13 protein-coding genes and 1 pseudogene are annotated in these 17,368 nt (G+C 37.8%); 10 read left to right on the forward strand and 4 right to left on the reverse strand.

The window, feature by feature from the left end:
* The coding region (locus RUH74_RS15365) for an SDR family NAD(P)-dependent oxidoreductase (protein WP_313801502.1) at positions 1-385 on the forward strand (385 nt) is incomplete at its 5' end.
* Between the two features lie 188 nt (positions 386-573).
* A complete protein-coding gene (locus RUH74_RS15370; protein WP_313801507.1) occupies positions 574-1,296 on the forward strand; it encodes a 3-ketoacyl-ACP reductase in 723 nt (240 codons plus the stop codon).
* Between the two features lie 91 nt (positions 1,297-1,387).
* Here RUH74_RS15370 and RUH74_RS15375 read toward each other — a convergent pair whose 3' ends face one another.
* Entirely contained in the window at positions 1,388-2,560 is a 1,173-nt protein-coding gene (locus tag RUH74_RS15375; RefSeq protein WP_313801509.1) for a pyridoxal-phosphate-dependent aminotransferase family protein, read from the reverse strand.
* Between the two features lie 170 nt (positions 2,561-2,730).
* On the opposite strand from RUH74_RS15375, the gene RUH74_RS15380 reads away from it, so the two are divergent.
* The 5 genes and pseudogenes from RUH74_RS15380 to RUH74_RS15395 all read left to right on the forward strand — a co-directional run bounded on the left by RUH74_RS15380 (position 2,731) and on the right by RUH74_RS15395 (position 7,885).
* Positions 2,731-3,468 (forward strand): rhodanese-like domain-containing protein, encoded by a 738-nt coding sequence (locus RUH74_RS15380; RefSeq protein ID WP_313801511.1) that lies wholly within the window; start codon positions 2,731-2,733, stop codon positions 3,466-3,468.
* Between the two features lie 233 nt (positions 3,469-3,701).
* Positions 3,702-5,705 (forward strand): bifunctional diguanylate cyclase/phosphodiesterase, encoded by a 2,004-nt coding sequence (locus RUH74_RS15385; RefSeq protein WP_313801631.1) that lies wholly within the window; start codon positions 3,702-3,704, stop codon positions 5,703-5,705.
* Between the two features lie 38 nt (positions 5,706-5,743).
* A pseudogene (locus RUH74_RS24175) lies at positions 5,744-6,118 on the forward strand (PAS domain-containing protein); the annotation flags it as partial.
* A gap of 12 nt (positions 6,119-6,130) precedes the next feature.
* Positions 6,131-6,553, forward strand: coding sequence for a methyl-accepting chemotaxis protein (locus RUH74_RS24180; RefSeq protein ID WP_396230066.1), 423 nt, complete (start codon positions 6,131-6,133; stop codon positions 6,551-6,553).
* Between the two features lie 198 nt (positions 6,554-6,751).
* A complete protein-coding gene (locus RUH74_RS15395; protein ID WP_313801515.1) occupies positions 6,752-7,885 on the forward strand; it encodes a response regulator in 1,134 nt (377 codons plus the stop codon).
* Between the two features lie 20 nt (positions 7,886-7,905).
* Here RUH74_RS15395 and RUH74_RS15400 read toward each other — a convergent pair whose 3' ends face one another.
* Positions 7,906-11,001: an ATP-binding protein gene (locus tag RUH74_RS15400; protein ID WP_313801517.1), complete on the reverse strand. Its 3,096-nt coding sequence runs from the start codon at positions 10,999-11,001 to the stop codon at positions 7,906-7,908.
* A gap of 243 nt (positions 11,002-11,244) precedes the next feature.
* Between RUH74_RS15400 and RUH74_RS15405 the strand changes: the two genes are divergently transcribed.
* Positions 11,245-12,096, forward strand: a complete 852-nt coding sequence (locus RUH74_RS15405; RefSeq protein WP_313801519.1) for a mechanosensitive ion channel family protein — start codon at positions 11,245-11,247, stop codon at positions 12,094-12,096.
* Positions 12,097-12,158: 62 nt separating this feature from the next.
* On the opposite strand, the gene RUH74_RS15410 is transcribed toward RUH74_RS15405, so the two are convergent.
* Complete coding sequence (locus tag RUH74_RS15410; protein ID WP_313801521.1) at positions 12,159-13,385, reverse strand: DUF418 domain-containing protein; 1,227 nt, start codon at positions 13,383-13,385, stop codon at positions 12,159-12,161.
* A 133-nt stretch (positions 13,386-13,518) separates the two neighbouring features.
* Here RUH74_RS15410 and RUH74_RS15415 point away from each other — a divergent pair, with 133 nt between their 5' ends.
* Together RUH74_RS15415 and RUH74_RS15420 are read left to right on the forward strand one after the other, a co-directional pair.
* On the forward strand, positions 13,519-14,232 hold the full coding sequence (locus RUH74_RS15415; RefSeq protein ID WP_313801523.1) for a response regulator transcription factor: 714 nt from the start codon (positions 13,519-13,521) through the stop codon (positions 14,230-14,232).
* Positions 14,229-15,995: a sensor histidine kinase gene (locus tag RUH74_RS15420; RefSeq protein ID WP_313801525.1), complete on the forward strand. Its 1,767-nt coding sequence runs from the start codon at positions 14,229-14,231 to the stop codon at positions 15,993-15,995. The genes RUH74_RS15415 and RUH74_RS15420 overlap by 4 nt, the downstream gene beginning before the upstream one ends.
* Before the next feature lie 20 nt (positions 15,996-16,015).
* On the opposite strand, the gene RUH74_RS15425 is transcribed toward RUH74_RS15420, so the two are convergent.
* Positions 16,016-17,251 carry a helix-turn-helix domain-containing protein gene (locus tag RUH74_RS15425; protein ID WP_313801527.1) on the reverse strand — a complete coding sequence of 412 codons (1,236 nt, stop codon included), beginning with the start codon at positions 17,249-17,251 and terminating at the stop codon, positions 16,016-16,018.
* Positions 17,252-17,368: the final 117 nt, after the last annotated feature.

The raw sequence follows: 17,368 nt of genomic DNA on the forward strand, positions 1-17,368 counted from the left end.
TAAATATGCGATTGAACAAATGCTAAAACAAGGGACAGGCGGTGCGATTGTTAACGCGGGCTCTATTCATAGTCACGTGAGTTTACCGAATGTTACTGCCTATTCAGCTGCTAAGGGTGGAGTCAAGCTGTTAACGCAGAATCTGAGCGCTGCCTATTCAAAGCATGGGATTCGTGTAAATGCAGTGTGCCCGGGCTATATTGATACACCGTTAATCAGTGGGGTTGATCCGAAGGTGAAGGAATATCTTGCTTCCCTTCATCCAATTGGCAGACTCGGCAAACCTGAAGAAATTGCCAAAGCCGTATTGTTCCTAGCAAGTGACGATGCCTCATTCGTAACCGGAGCAAGCTTGCTAGTAGACGGAGGATATACAGTACAATAACAGGGGACAAGGGGACAGGAACCTTGTCCCCAAAGTAACTTCGGGACAAAGGGACAGGTCCCGTGTCCCTAAAGCAACATTCTTGATTACATACAATTAAAGGAATAAAATATATAAATCTTCTTTTATATTTTATAATGAATGTTGAAATAGAAGAGCAAGATATATATGTAAAGGGGATGTTCATATTGTCACAATCATTAAAAGGAAAAGTAGCGATTGTAACAGGAGCTGGCAGAGGAATCGGCCGAGCAATAGCAACTGCATTAGCAAAAGAAGGAGTTCACCTAGGGTTGCTTGCAAGAAGTGAGGATGCATTAAAAGAGGCAGCTGCGGAATTTGAAGGATTAGGCGTTAAGGCAGCATATGCTGCTGTTGATGTTTCTTCAATGGAACAGGTAGAACAAGCAGTTAAGGAATTGACAAACGAGTTAGGTACAGCAGATATCCTTGTAAATAATGCGGGAACAGGGAAATTTGCATCCCTATTAGATATGGATCCAGAAGAGTGGAAAAGAACGATTGATGTTAATTTAATGGGTCCTTATTATGTTACACGTGCGGTTCTTCCGCAATTAATTGAAAAAAATGGTGGAGACATCATTAATATTTCTTCTACAAATGGGTTAAATGGGGCAGCTACTTCAAGTGCCTATAGTGCATCAAAATTTGGGCTGATTGGTTTAACTGAATCGTTGGCACAAGAAGTGCGCAGAAATAACATCCGTGTAACGGCATTGGCTCCAAGCACAGTTGCTACTGAACTTGCTGTCCAAAGCAATTTAATCAATGGAAACGAAGAAAAATATATGCAGCCAGAAGACATTGCTGAATTTGTTGTATCACAATTAAAATTGCATCCGCGCATTTATGTGAAGAATGCAACGCTTATTGGAACAAACCCATTTTAAAAGAAACACCAATTCATTGGATGCTGAAAACAACCCAATACAATTAAAAGTTGAAATCCGAGTCTCATGGTCGAGGCTCGGATTTCATTTTTTATTGGGACAAGGGACCTGTCCCCCTGTCCCATTCTAAAAATACTTTTTGGGCAGCTTTGATGCCTGCGCCTGGTTCAAACGAATAGTTGAAGTCCTGCAGTCCGGCTTCTATTAATGAAACGGCTTGAAGAACATCGCTCGGGAAGCAATAGCCCATATGTCCAAATCTGAAGACTTTCCCTTGTAAATGACCGAGTCCGCCAGCAAAATCCAGATGGTATTCTTTTTTCAGGTGTCTTAGAAAATCGTCAAGGTCCAATCCTTCCGGAGTAAGTATCGTTGTAATGGTTGGTGAAGCGAATTCATCACTAGTAAGAAGTCCGATGTTTAAAGATCTCATAGCTGCTCGGACCATATCTCTCATAAGAGCATGCCGGGCAATGGTTTGGTCAAACCCTTCTTCCTCAATTAAGTCACAAACAGCTGCTAGACCATATATTAGCGTAATAGCTGGTGTATTTGGTGTCATTCCTTTCTCTGCCCAATCGCGATAGCTTAATAGGTTTAGATAATATGAAGGAGTCTTATTTTCCTCAATCGCCCTCCATGCTTTTTCACTGACACTAACAAGGGAGAGACCAGGAGGGAGCATCATTGCTTTTTGTGAGCCAGTCACTAAAATATCAATACCCCACTCATCCATTTCTGCTGGTGCACCGCCAATACAACTGACTCCGTCTACAATAAATAATGCATCAGTATGCGCGTGAACAACCTTTGCTAATTTGTCTATCGGATTGAGAATACCGGTAGATGTTTCGTTGTATGTAGCAAAGACAGCTTTAATATTATTTAAAGGCTTGAGGAAATCTGCAAGCATCTCTTCTGTGCATGCCTCCCCCCATTCAATCGCTAGTTTATGTACATTGAAGTTATATTTTTCACATATTCCTACAAAATAGTCACCAAATGCCCCGATAGTAATAACGGCCACATCTTCACCCGGTGATACGGTATTGACTGCTGCTGCCTCTAGCGCTGCGGTTCCGCCAGATGGTAAAAGTATAATGTCTTGCTTCGTCCCGAACAATGGCTTCACTCGTTTGTTTATCTCACGGTATAACTCCACGAAATCACCGCTGCGGTGACTGTATATATCATGTGCCATTGCTAGTTGAACTTTTTTAGGTATGGGTGTCGGTCCTGGGTGCCGTAATATATTTGTATACATTTTCAATTGCCTCCCTTTTTGTTCAATTATTAATATCTAACTATAAAATGAATATTTTGTCTAATTATTCTTTCTTTTTCATTTTTTTTAGTCCAATGCAGTCGTTGAAAAGGATAATGGGCTATGTTAGCTTTTATATGGGGGAAATACAATTTTTGGGAGGTAACTAAGTGGAAAATAGGAAGCTAGCATTTATGTCTATCATATTCCTTTTAACGTTATCAATGATGTTGATTGCAGGATGTTCAAAGGACAATGCAAAACCTGTTAGTTCAGAATCAGGAGAAGCAGAAATAAAATCCATGTCAGGTAAAGAGCTTGTTAAGCAAAATTCAGCAACAGAAAAGGATCAGGTCCTTATTATTGATGTACGCTCGGAAGAAGAATATAATGCTGGTCATATTCCACATGCCATCAATATTTTTATTGATGAAATGGAAGGACGATTTGATGAAATAGAGGATTATAAGGATAAGCCAATCATTCTCTATTGCAACACAGGGAATAGGAGTCGCAAGGCAGCAGAAATCCTAGCAAGCAATGGGTTTAAGGATGTAACAAATGCGCAAGGTGTGAAAGAATTTGAATATGATTTAGTCCATTACAAAGATGTTAGAGGAGCAGCATTCCAAAAAATAATTGATGAAGATAAAGATATTATTCTTGTAGATGTTAGACCAGAAAAGCAAGTGAAAGAAGAGGGGATGATGGAAGGGGCAATAAATGTTCCATTCGATGCTGTAGAAGAAAATCTTGTTAAATTACCGAAAGATAAGACGATAGCCTTATATTGCAATACTGGCACGAAGAGTTCGGAGGCTGCAAAACAACTGGAAAGTCTAGGATATGAAAATGTTGTAAATGCAATTGAAGGGGTAAAGGAATACGCATTCACATTAGTAAAATAGTAAATTTTTCTTGCCACAGGTTAGATGCCTGTGGCTGTTTATCTTTATTCAAGCATCCTATTACTTGTAGAGAAAATGTATAGTTGGGCATGGCATAATAATATATTCAAAATACTCAAAGTAATAACTTTGCTATTATTGCTTTTTAGAAATGCTAAAAAACGAACAAAGAAGCATAGCTCTTTTAAGACTTTAATAAAAAATTATTAAAGGCAGGTAGATCAATGATGTATATGGAAGGAACGTATAACTACTATATTGTTGCCTTATCAGTAATGATAGCGATATTAGCATCGTATTCAGCACTAAATATTACTTCGAAAATATCATATGCAAGCGGAAAATACCGTTTCTTTTGGCTATTGGCAGGTTCTTTTGTCATGGGGAGCGGTGTATGGTCCATGCATTTTGTAGGAATGCTGGCAGTTCATTTTCAAATGCCAGTGAAGTATGATTGGGGACTAACCTTTCTTTCTATGGCAGCCAGTTTAATTTCTTCATTTATTGCTTTCTATATCACGAAGGAAAAGGATATACATGTAATTAAACTAGCGATTGGCGGATTCATCATGGGCAGTGGGATTGTCACGATGCACTACATAGGAATGGAAGCAATGATTATGCCTGTTGAAATGTCTTATGATCAGACTTTATGGGTCTTATCTGCTGTTATTGCATTCGTTGCATCGTATGCTGCCTTATTTTTATTCCTGCGCTTTCGAAATGAGCAATCTTTCAGCTGGCTAAAGTGGCTATCGGCAATTGTTATGGGATTTGCTATATGCGGAATGCATTATACAGGAATGAAAGCTACAAAATTTCACCACCATCCAGGGATGGCGATGGGGACTTCTGATACAACGACGAACTTTTTCTTATTATATGGGGTAACTGTTACCATATTTATCATTTTATTCATTTCATGGGGAGCGGTTTATTTTGACCGTCATGTATTAGAAAAATTAGCGTATCAAGATACGATTACAGGATTGCCGAACCGCAATGAAATGAATCGGTTCTTTGATATGCATACAGGGAATGAGACTATCGGTGTATTATTTATTGATTTGGACCAATTTAAAGTAATAAATGACACACTAGGCCATGACACGGGAGATTTACTCATTAGAGAGGTTGGACTTCGACTGCGTCAATTTATCCGCAAGGGACAGCAAGCGTTTAGAATTGGCGGAGATGAATTTCTATTTATTGTGAAAAACTGCACGCAGGGACAAGCGGAACAACTAGCAGAAGAAATTTTGCAAAGCATAAAAAATGTATATCTAATTGGAGGAAATGAGCTGTACATCACTGGGAGTATTGGGATAAGTATAAGCTCTATCAAAGACTCAGCTCGGTCGATGCTTCTTAAGACGGCAGACACGGCCATGTATAAGGCAAAAGGGTTGGGAAAGAACCAATACTGTGTATATAACGAGCTTATGGGTACGAAAGAAGTCCGAAAAATGGAATTGGAGAAGGATTTGCAATGGGCATTGGAGGACAATCAGTTTTATATTGAATATCAGCCGAAATGGAATGTGAAAACGAATAATTTAGTAGGATTTGAGGCGTTATTACGCTGGAAGCATCCTCGGTTAGGAATCATTTCTCCGGGCGAATTTATTCCAATTGCAGAGGAGACCGGGATCATTGTTTCTCTTACAAAATGGACTTTAGAAGAGGCTTGTCGTCAATGCAGGGCATGGCAATTGCAAGGGAATACACAACCGGTTTCTGTAAATATATCTATCAGGCTTTTTCAAACGGATAGTTTGCTTGAATATGTCCAAGGAGCATTAATTAGGACAGGATTAGATTCCCATTTGCTAGAGCTGGAAATTACAGAATCCATGGTATTGTTTGATATAAATGAAATTATTCGTCAACTCCAGGGGATTCGTTCACTTGGAGTGAAAATTTCGATGGATGACTTTGGTACAGGTTATTCCTCGATAGGATTATTAGATCGAATGCCGCTAGATGCTTTGAAACTTGATCGGCTGTTTACAAACGATTTAGAAACTGAAAGTAAACGCGCGATTATTCATGCGATTCTTTTGATGGCAGAAAACCTGCAATTGGATGTTATTGCAGAAGGAGTAGAAAATCTGGAGCATATAGAGTCGTTAACACAATTAGGCTGTAATGTCATGCAAGGATATTACTATGGGAAGCCAATGAGTAGTGAAGAGATTGATGAATGGGTCAAAGATAATATGTTTGTACAAACTTGAATATATAAAAGAGGGTAATGAGAGTGAACGTGATTCCTATGAATAAAATAACACATGTATTGGTGCCAAAAGATCTATTATCTGCACTGGAAACAAATCTAGCGATGATTGTATTTAAACCTGATGGGGAAGTTATTTGGGTGAATGAAAACTTTGCCCGAACATTAGGCTACCATGTACACGAAATGATTCGCATGAAACACAAACAGTTATGTACACTTGAATATAGAACAAGCAAGGAATATGCCGAATTATGGGATAACCTTCGCAAGGGAGAAAAGTTCCAAGATAAAATCCGGAGAGTAAGTAAAAGTGGAGAGATCATTCTCCTCGAGGCTACCTATATGCCAATCCTATCTGAAGAAGGAGAGGTAAATGCTGTTCTAAAAATAGCTACGAATATTACGAAGCGCGAAAATGAAACGATGAATTTGATAACTGAATTAAAGAATGTACCTGTGAATCTTGTTGATGATGTCAGAGAAAATATCAAAGAAAATATACAGGTTCTTGAAGAATTAAAGGTTCAGACATTATCTATTCGCGAAGTGACTAATTTAATTCATAAAATTTCTGCACAAACAAATATGCTTGCTTTGAATGCGGCAATTGAGGCAGCACGTGCCGGAGAGCATGGCAGAGGGTTTAAAGTGGTCGCTGATGAAGTGAGAAGGCTGGCAGGCAGTGTGGATGCGGCAATTAACGAGATAAATAGACATGTAGAAACGATAGCAAAAGAAGTAGTACAGGTTAATGAGATAACGGATCGCTTACAAAAAACAGTTGCAAATTCGCAGGAGGATTTTACTGAAACAGTGAAAAAGTTTGAAGGTTTAGCCGTTAATTAAGTGGAGAAAATATCAACTGCTTTCAAATACAGATGTAATACCTAGAGCATTTCATTATAGGGCTATATAAAAATAAATGATATGATATATATATAGCTACTAGCAGATAAAGGAAAGCTAGAATTGCTCGTACAATAGCTATGGAACAAAAGTATGTTTCATATAGTCAGTTTGTATTCCAAAAGGGTAGGTATAAACATGAAAGCTATATTAATTGACGATGAACTTTTAGCGTTAAATTATTTAGAGCATCAACTATTAGCTATTACAGATGTAAAAGTGATTGGTAAATATACAGATCCGATGCTTGCAAAAGAAGCGATTGAAAAGAAAGAAGTAGATATTGTATTTCTAGACATACATATCCCGGGGATAAGCGGAATCGAATTAGCTGAATTCCTTTTGGAAGGACAACCTAATTTACAAATTGTTTTTGTGACTGCGTATGATAATTTTGCCATTAAAGCATTTGAACTGAATGCCTTAGACTATATTTTAAAGCCAGTGCGTAAAGAACGGTTATTGAATACGATGAATCGGATTAAACATCGAATAGATATTAAATCTGATGGCAATATACAAGAGTTGGCTGTACTTGAAATGAATTTATTGCAGCAGGTCTCTATTTTTCAAAATCAGCAGCATATCCCGCTTCATTGGCGAACGACTAAGGTTCAGCAATTATTTTTGTACTTAGTTCATTTTAGAGGCAAGATTGTCAGTAAGTCAGAGTTAATCGAATTACTGTGGCGGGAATACGAACCGAAAAAAGCTTATGCTCAATTGTATACCTCTATCTATCATGTTCGCAAAACACTTGAGTCATTTGGAAACTATTTTATCATCAGAAATTCTTCAGAAGGCTATGTCATGACATTAAAGAATGTCACAGTAGATGTTGACAGGTTTAATGATTTTATTCAGTCAGGTCTTACCATATCTAATAAAACAATAGAAGTTTTTGAACGAGAAATGAGTTTGTTTAAAGGGGACTACTTGGAAGGCTATGACTATTTATGGGCAGAAGGTGAACGCCAAAGGCTGCAGCACCTGTGGGTAGGTACCTCATTAAAGATGTTATCTTGGTATCATACGAACAATGATTTAGAAAAAGCACTCATCCTTGGCTTGGATATTTGTAATCGGTACCCATTAGTGGAAGAAGCATATTTTTCACTTATGAAGATCTATGCTGAAAATGAAAATAACCACTCGTCGGTTCATTATCATTTTCATCGTTTAAAAACAGTATTAATGGAAGAATTGAATGTAGAGCCAAGTCCTGCGATTACGGAATGGTATATGAACTGGAAGAATAAAAATAAGGAATGAACCAAAAACGGGTTCATTCCTTATTTATGTGGTACATGAAAGGTAATGATTGTTCCGTGATCAAGTGTGCTGTGAATTCGTAAACCTTCTCCAAAAAGCTTTCTTAATCGGCGATCGGTATTGCGTATTCCCACACCAATTCTTTTCTGTGACCCAGCATCTTTTGTGAAAAGCTGTTCTAGTTTCTCTTCGCTCATACCTATTCCATCGTCTTCAATGGATATTTCAACATAACTCCGTTGTTTTTTTATTCGAATAGTAATTGTCCCGCCATTAGTTCGTTGCAAAATCCCATGTTTTACGGCGTTTTCAACAAGCGGCTGTATCGTTAAAGGGGGTAAATAGATATCAAGCGTTGTATCGACTTCCCATTGTACATTTAGCCGTTCGCCAAACCGTGCATTTTCAATAAATAAGTAGGATTGAACAAGAGACAGTTCATGATCTAGGGAGACCAACGGATTCGTGTTTTCAAAATCAAAACTTAAACGCAGATAATTGCTGAATTCCTCTAGAAGCTCCTGCATTTTAGAGAGATCGATCATGCTGAGAGCTGCGATTGAATTAAGGGTGTTAAAGAGAAAATGCGGCTGGATTTGCGATTGCAGCCAAGCACCTTCTATACGCAGCTGCTCTCCAATGGATAATTTTAATTCCGTTAATGCTCTTACTCGTGCTTTTAGTTCGGAAGCATCAACAGGTTTCATTACATAGTCGTTTGCTCCCGACTGGAAACCTGCTAATATATCCTCAGAACGGACGCGTGCCGTTAATAGCAGGACAGGCAGTTCTGAGATAGAAAATCTTTCCCTGATCATACGTGTTAATTCATAACCTGAGATTTGTGGCATCATTACGTCAGAGATCACGAGATCGTAAAGCTTGTTTTTAAGTTCAGCCATAACCTGATAAGCACTTGTTGCTGCAGTTATCTCATAATCTTCTGCTTCAAGAATTTGCTTGATGACATTTAGATTAATCGGATCATCATCGACAACCAAAATTTTTGCTTTTATTTTTGATGCATTTGTCTTTTGAAAATATGGCTGAACAGGATCAAGTGGCTCGATTGTTGCAGCAGTCAAATCTAATGGATTATTCGTATAAGAGAAATGATTCATTTCTTCTTCGAAAAACAAATCATCTATGATTGGAAGGGTGAAAGTAAATATAGATCCTTCCCCTAGTTTTGAACGAACAGTTAATGTCCCTCCTTGTAACTCTACTAATTCCTTACAAATGCTTAACCCAAGTCCGAAACCGCCGCTAGCCCTTGAAGAATTTACTGCTGCTTGTTCATAAGGATAGAAGATTTTTGGCAAAGCATGCTCAGCTATCCCAATGCCGGTATCTTCTACATGAATATAAGCTAAGCCATCGCTTATTTCAGCCCGAATAGAGATAGATCCTTCATCCGTATACTTGATTGCATTGTGAATTAAATTAAATAGAATTTGAATTAACCGATTCTCATCTGCTCTAATAACAGGAAAAGAATGAGGGATGTCCACATGAAACTGAATAGGTTTCCCATCTGCCATCAGTTTTGTCATATCGAGAACACCAGTTACAATGGCATGAATATTAATTTTTTCAACATTTAATTGAAGTGTCTTTTCTTTCAGTCTTGTCACATCAAGTAAATCGTTCAGCATCAATGACATCCGTTTACTGACAACCATCAATATTTCTAAGCGTTTTTTATGCTCTTTGCTTATGGGGGTACCTTGATCTTCCAAGATTATTTGGATGATATTTGTTATCCCGTGTAATGGATTTCTCAGTTCATGGGAGGTATTAACTAAAAACTCGTCCTTCCTTTTATCTTCAAGCTGCAGCTTTTTAGCCAGCCGCTCAGCTTTGGTCGTTACCAAGAAATAACGCTTAAACCAAAAGGCAGTAAATGCGAGAACGGCAAAAATAAGATCAAAAGGATAATGCAGACTGATTGGTGTTGAAATGGTCCAACAAATATTTACACCAACGCTTATACATCCAAGCAGCAAAAAAATGAGTTCTTCGTAATTCTTTTGTGTCTTTTGCAGCATAATTGTTACAATTGAAACGAAGATTGAGAGAATTAAAGTTAATCTAAGCAAAACTTTAGAAGTCATAATAATGTACTCAGGTTCTGCTAATAGAATAAAAAAGGAATAAAGTATACAAAAACAGGAATAGCCAAGTACGATCCAATTTTTGTTTTTTAAAGGGTAGAGGCTGTTAATAACCAATGGAATAAATGCACTCACACCAATATAGGCAAAATAAATGATCTTTAATGACCATTCGTATTCAATTGAAAACAATTTAAATAGTAATTTATCATCAGATACTAACACACTGAGAATAGCAAATAAGAGCAAGATGGAGAAGTAAACCAATCCTTTGTTTAGCTTGGAACCGATAAAATTAGCTATGATTGCATAGACACTATGTAATAGAAAAACAACACATAGCAACAGCTGCAATCCGATTGAAAGATAGGTTCTGAGATTAATGGCTTCAATTGTCCCTATGCGTATAGATTTAATGATACCGCCCTTTTTTGCGTTGCTAGAAACATGGATAACTACGTCTATTTCATTATCAACTGGTTTAAATGTACCGATGTAGGGCATGTTATTGCCATAATGATCTTCTAGATTTGTTGCTGGCTTTCCAGTTTGTCCGATTAATTGGCCATTTACGTAAACGGCGGATGCATTATAGAGATTGTCTAACTTGAGCCCATAAACTTGGTATTGATTGTCATCAAGCAATATCCGTAATTTATATGTACCATGGTAAAAAGAAGAATGATGATCCTTAGGGAATGCATCGTTCCAGTTTTCAGGGACATGTTGAAATATTTTCTTTTTTTCATCCATTTCATCATTCGATTGACCAGGTGTTAGAAATGTGGAAGGGTAAAAATCCCACTCCCCATTCAGTGTAAGTGTTTGAGTAGATGTAAACTTTATTCCGCGTAAATCAAGTACGCCGTGTTCAGCTGTTGGATTGTCATCATAATCAAGCGTGGATAAGAAGGTCATCCAGCTAAAGCGAAAAGTTGTAATGAAAATAACAAAAAGGATAATAATTGCGATCCATTTATTTTTATTGATTGGTTTCATCATTCTCTGAATAATTTCCTTTATATTTTTTTGGGAAGATCGTAAAAAGTCTATCAAAATAAACTCTACATTTTCTATACTACACGAATGGGTTTCATAATTAATACTACATTTTAGTTAAGTAGAATAGAAAATGGCTTTAAATTTAAGAGATTGTTCCTTCTTAATAGAAAATCATTGAATGAAAAGGGCAAACCAATTAAGATAAACAATGTGAAAATGCATTAAAAGAAAGGATGAATCAGTTTGTTTAAATTTAAGACTTTTGATTGGGAAAAGTTGCTAATAGATTCAGGGGAAAAGGTCTTAGAGGTTATTGGGATATTCATTGCATATATAATTGTAAAAAAAATTGGGCGAAAGATTTTAGATCGAACGTTTCTAAATATTAGTAAGCGAAAAAATATCTCAGAAGGCAGGGCACTTACACTTCATAGGCTAGCTGAAAATATTTTATCGTACAGTCTAATCTTCATCCTTGCAGCTTCATTGTTTAATGCACTTGGATTACCTGTTGCAAGCTTAATTGCAGGGGCAGGAGTGGTTGGATTAGCGATCGGCTTCGGAGCACAAGGACTTGTGAGTGATGTAGTTACAGGTTTTTTCCTATTGTTAGAGAAACAACTGGATGTAAATGATTACGTAACAATTGGCAATATCGATGGGGTTGTAGAGGCAGTAGGTTTACGCACTACCCAGCTTAGGAGCTTTGATGGAACATTAAACTATATCCCAAATCGGGATATTTTAACGGTAAGAAATCATTCTCGAGGAAGCATGCGCGCACTTGTCGATATTGGGATTGCGTATGATGAAGATATTGATCATGCAATTGAAGTAACTCAAGCTGTTTGTGATCAAATAGCTGCAGAGAATCCTGTTATTGTAGAAGGTCCAAATGTCATTGGTGTTCAAGCATTAGGTGCATCAGATGTCGTGCTGCGGGTGATTGCCAAAACGGAGAATGGCGAACAATGGGCAGTTGAACGTGAAATTCGCAAGGCGATCAAAGCTGCTTTTGATGCAAATGGCATTGATATTCCATACCCTCATCAAGTAATGATTCATAAGAATGAACAATATCCCGGGAAATCATAAGGAAGAAGGCTTAATGAAAAGAGAAGATACCCCCAAACTCTAATAGGATATCTTCTCCAATGTTAGGCCTGCTTTTCTATTTGAACGGGTTGAACACTTCCTGATTCTTCCGTCTTCTTTTTCGTGTTTCCGCTCCATTTTAAATACGTACCGATTCGCATCAATTTTTCAAAAGGTCCTACTTTCCAAACCTTTAAATAGAAGTGGCTGGTGATGACTTGAATCCCATAAATGGCAATGGCTAATAATATGCCGTTAATAACGCCGATTTGTCCAAATAGCCCGAATCCATACCCATAGAAGATGGTTGTACAAATAATACTTTGAAGTAAATAGTTGGTCATGGAGAGACGGCCAACATTTTCAAAGAGCTTTAGAAAAACGGGGTTAACTCCTTTTGCATAAAGAAGGGCAAAAGCAAATATATAACCAATAGCTAATAATGGCGCTCCCAACATTTGTGCCACCCCTGCCCAAGAAGTATTCGGCAGTAAATATGGAATGCTCTTTAGAAGTAAGCCAATTGGGACGAGTAAACTTGCCCACCGTACATACAGCTTCTGCTCTTCCTTTGGCTGGGTAAACCAGCGTATTTTTGCCGCATACATTCCTAGTAAAAATAATGGACAAAGCATTAAAGGTGTAAATAGAATGATAAACAGATAGGCGCCAGGTGTGAGGGCAAGCGGTTCTTCCCCGCTGTTCCGAAATTCTTTAATCTCAGAATAGCTGCCATCTGCATAAATAAGATTTGCTTTTTGAACATACGAGTCTATTCGTTCAGCTTCTTCTGGTGTAGCTGTCATCGTTCCAAACCCAATAAATGATGTTAAAATGAGCAAAGTAACCGCCCAAATAAAGATTGTTTTTGGCTTGCGGTTTAAGAAAATCATCATAAGTAGGCCTAAACAGCCATATGAAAAAAGAATATCGCCTTCCCACACAAAAGTGGAATGCAGCAAACCAAGAACGATCAACAGGAAAAAACGACGGGCGAAATGCCGTTTTACCTTTCCGCCATTCTCTTCAAGCTTATCCTTCATTTTGATCATCGAATATCCGAATAGAAACATAAAGATGGGCATAAAGCTGCCTTCCACGAATACCTTTAGCCAAATATTCGCCGCTTCATCGCCTGTAAATAATTTGAAGTGCTTAAGCTCATCTTTTCCCCACATGCCGTATTGAAAAATAAGCAAATTTGCCATTAAAATACCGATTAAACTAAACCCTCTAATCCCATCAATAATTCCTAACCTTTGTTTCATTTTATCTTCTCCTTTATTCATATCAGCATACTCCTACTCTACTTCTTTCAGCTTTCATGGGAATGAACAAAACTTTACTATTGGATTAATTTTTTCCATTTCGTTCAACTGTTCGTAAAGTTACTATGCTACGATATGAGGGAGGTGGATGCTCATGGAAACAAAGAACATCTTAATTGTAGATGATGAAAAAGCAATCGTGAAAATGCTGGAGCTAATGTTGAAAAAGGAAGGGTTTCAGTATATTTATACGGCCCATTCAGGCAGTGAGGCCCTTGAAATAGTAGAGAAGGCAAGCATTGATATTATTATTCTTGATGTCATGCTTCCAGATTGCAGCGGATTTGAGCTTTGTCCAAAAATCCGTGAGAAAACAAATGCATATATTTTATTTTTAACTGCCAAGGTTTCTGATCTTGATGTCCTGACGGGGTTTGCAACAGGCGGGGATGATTATGTTACGAAACCATTTAATCCGCTTGAGATCGCTGCGAGAATAAAAGCGTATCTAAGGAGGATCCCTGCTGCCAAGAGTCAACCAATTTCTACTGCTACTAAATTACATGATTTTGGAAGATTTATTTTAGACGAAAGTGCTGGAGAATTAATCGTTAATGGAAAACAAGTCCCATGTCCTACACAAGTATATTTACTGCTGCTGTACTTTTGTAAACATCCGAATATCGTGCTTTCTAAAGCGACCCTGCTAGAAGCAGTTTGGGGATTTGAACACTTTGTCGATGACAATACAGTTTCTGTCCATATTCGAAGAATTAGAGAGCGGATTGAGGAAGACCCGAGCAATCCTAAATTTTTACTTACGGTCAGAGGGCTTGGTTATAAGCTTGTAAAAGGAAGACCATTATGAATCGTTTAAGAAGGCGGCTATTCCTCCATTTCTCCTTACAATTTATTTCACTGGCAGTTGCAATAATTATTCTATTCCTTTTTATTTTACTCATTGCAGTCCTGTGGATAACGAAGGATGAATCTAAGTACAACTATTATCAGACGAAAGTTGAAAGTATTTCGATGAATACAGGCAATTCATTGAAAGAAATTTCTATGGTAGATGGATGGGATAAGGATTTTGCTAGGGACGGGATCTGGGTGCAGATTATTAATCATAACGGGGAAGTCATTGAATCAGGCAATGTTCCAGATACGATTCCGAATCAATATAGCGAGCATGATTTACATAAAATGCAGGAAACAAACGAGCTCCAAGGCTATTCCCTGACCTTCTTTCTAGAAACTCTGTATGATGAGCCTTATTTATTCGTTTTAGGATATGAAGATGAAGCGCGTAAATTGCTGCAGCAAATTGCTGCTGAGTTTGGAAAAGATGGCATGGTTCCGAAAGCACATTTGAAACAGGTGGAGGATAGACTCTTATCCATTGATGGATATTTAAAAATTTATGACGCAAATGAAAATTTAGTCCAGTCATTTGGCAGCGCGCTAGATATTGATGAAGAGCTTCCGCTAGATATATTTGTCCGAAAGATGGCACCTGATATTTATTCGACAAAAACAACGATAGTGAAGGATCCGCAAACGCAAGCTTTATGGGTTCTCTATACACCAAATGAAAATAAGCAGGAGATCAAGCTCGATTCAATGAAAGACATTATTATTGCGTTTGCTGCATCTGGTGTAATCGTTCTTGTGATTACCATTATCATCTCTTTTTGGAATGGCTTCCGCTATGGGAATCCGCTTTTTATTTTTACTAGCTGGCTTAGCCGGATGGGAACGGGCAATTACAATGAGGTATTAACGGAAAAGGAAAAGAAGCTTATTTTCCGGAAAAACGGGAAGGTTCGGCTAAAATACCGCTTATATGCGGAGGTTTTTCAAGCATTTTATGCAATGGCAGAAAAATTAGCTGCATCAACGAAGGAGAGGGAACAGCTTGAGAAAACTAGGGAGGAATGGATGACCGGCATTTCTCATGACCTTCGTACCCCATTGACAACGATGCAAGGATACGGATCGCTATTAGAAAGCGGCCAGTATGATTGGTCTAAACAAGAACTTGAGGATATAGGGAGAACAATTGGCGAAAAAAGTGCCTATATGTTAACACTAATTGAGGACTTCTCTTTAAGCTTCCGATTAAAGAATAATGCTTCGCTTGTTGATTTTCAGCTGATTGAAGTAAATCAACTGCTATTAAGCATTGTAAGTAAGTTCAATGAGGATCGGACGTTGGCAGGCTATCAGCTATCGTTTAGTCCATTAAATCATCGCGTATCTCTTCAAATTGCCAAAAGGTGGTTTGAAAGAATGATGGATAACTTAATTTATAATGCAATTATTCATAACCCGTCTGGAACGGCTATTAAAATTATAATGGAAGAAGATAGAATAAGCGGACTGCTCAAAATCATGATTAAAGATAATGGAATAGGGATGGATGAGGAGACAAGAAAATACCTATTTAATCGCTACTATCGAGGAACGAATACAGATGAACGGGTGGAGGGCTCTGGATTAGGGATGAGCATTGCGATGCAAATTGCCGAGTTGCATAAAGGGGAGATCATTGTGGATTCAGAGATCAATAAAGGGACACAGGTTACCGTTTCTCTCCCGCTTCATAAAAATACAAAGCAGTTGGAAACATAAGTGGGGCAAGCAGAAGAGAGTTACTCTTCTGCTTGCCTTTTCAATTTTACTTTTTGATAGGTGGCAAGGCAGAACTCTTTAAAGGAAGTATCTGGAAGCGATTCGAAGTTTTTAATCGCCATTTCTGCAAATTGAATAGCTGCTTTTAAATCGTTTTGTTCCAAATAACAAAGGGCCTTATAGGAATCTGCAATATAAAATATGGATAAATCGAACGGATGATGTATATAAGAAGGGATGCTGACTTGCTCAAGGCAATGAAGAGCTTCAGAAAAATGACCAAGGTTATATAAGGCTCGTCCCTTTTCAATCAAGAAATACGCTTGATAGCTTCCTGGCTTTTCATCACTCTCAAGGATTTTATCAGTCCATTTAATGGCTTTAGCATATTCATGTTTCTCTGAAATGAGTGAATCAATATGGATCAGCTCGCAAAACCATTTAGAGTTCATATCATCAGCAAACTCCTCATATTGCTTTAGCTTCTTCATATAATATGCTTTCTTTTCAATATTTTTTGACATCATCGCATATCCGGCAGCAAGCCGATATAAATCATCTATTAAGTAAAATATTCGATTCTCTTTTGAAAAGTTTAGTGCCTCATTCATTACGCGTGTGGCAGAATCGGTATCACCGACGGCAAAGTATAAGGCCGCTTCATGATAATCTAATGACAGCCTTGTCATTGGATCGATGTAAGCGTGAGTTGCTTCAATTTTCCGGCGTTCACTTAAATGGATGTTCAATGATTCGGTATAGTCATGGGCGAAAAATTTGTCTACTGAACGGAAAACACCAAGTGATGCCCTGCGTGAAGTAAGGTTCATCTGATCATAGATTTGTGCAGCTTTATTTACTAATTCGTGCCAGCCATCCTTTTTTTCATAGTAAAGGGAGCGGCTGTATATATCTAACAAGCGGGCTGATTCGTATCCATTGGCAAGCCTGCCTGCATAAGGTTCAATGAGGGAAATGAGCTGCTTATATTGGTCATTTGCTTCTTCTGGTTCTTGATTATATATCTTTTCCGCCTTTTCAAGAATCTCCCGAAGTTCCTGTGAACTGATTTCTTCTAATAAATCAGTTACCTCTACACCTAATTGCTGTGCAATATATGTTAGGCTTTCCATCGAAGGCTTGGCCTTATTATTTTCAATGAGACTAAGCATCCCTTTTGTGAGTGCGTCACCTGCTAACGCTTCTAATGTCATTTTCTTTTGTTTTCGTAATTTACGTATGCGTTCTCCTAACATGGCTTATATACACTCCTAATTTCACTTTAGTTTAATTATATTAAACTTTCGCTTGTAAAGAAAGAGGAAAGGTGATATGATTTGTTTAATTAAATTAAACATTTTGAAGGGTGTGTT

Source organism: Cytobacillus sp. (assembly GCF_032154635.1).
Classification (GTDB): Bacteria; Bacillota; Bacilli; order Bacillales; family Cytobacillaceae; genus Cytobacillus.

Excerpts from the sequence above, each read along its gene's own strand:
- RUH74_RS15425 (WP_313801527.1), bottom strand. The coding sequence starts at position 17,251 with ATGTTAGGAGAACGCATACGTAAATTACGAAAACAAAAGAAAATGACA.
- RUH74_RS15375 (WP_313801509.1), bottom strand. The coding sequence starts at position 2,560 with ATGTATACAAATATATTACGGCACCCAGGACCGACACCCATACCTAAA.
- RUH74_RS15400 (WP_313801517.1), bottom strand. The coding sequence starts at position 11,001 with ATGATGAAACCAATCAATAAAAATAAATGGATCGCAATTATTATCCTT.
- RUH74_RS15415 (WP_313801523.1), top strand. The coding sequence starts at position 13,519 with ATGGAAACAAAGAACATCTTAATTGTAGATGATGAAAAAGCAATCGTG.
- RUH74_RS24180 (WP_396230066.1), top strand. The coding sequence starts at position 6,131 with ATGAATTTGATAACTGAATTAAAGAATGTACCTGTGAATCTTGTTGAT.
- RUH74_RS15385 (WP_313801631.1), top strand. The coding sequence starts at position 3,702 with ATGGAAGGAACGTATAACTACTATATTGTTGCCTTATCAGTAATGATA.
- RUH74_RS15410 (WP_313801521.1), bottom strand. The coding sequence starts at position 13,385 with ATGAATAAAGGAGAAGATAAAATGAAACAAAGGTTAGGAATTATTGAT.
- RUH74_RS15395 (WP_313801515.1), top strand. The coding sequence starts at position 6,752 with ATGAAAGCTATATTAATTGACGATGAACTTTTAGCGTTAAATTATTTA.
- RUH74_RS15420 (WP_313801525.1), top strand. The coding sequence starts at position 14,229 with ATGAATCGTTTAAGAAGGCGGCTATTCCTCCATTTCTCCTTACAATTT.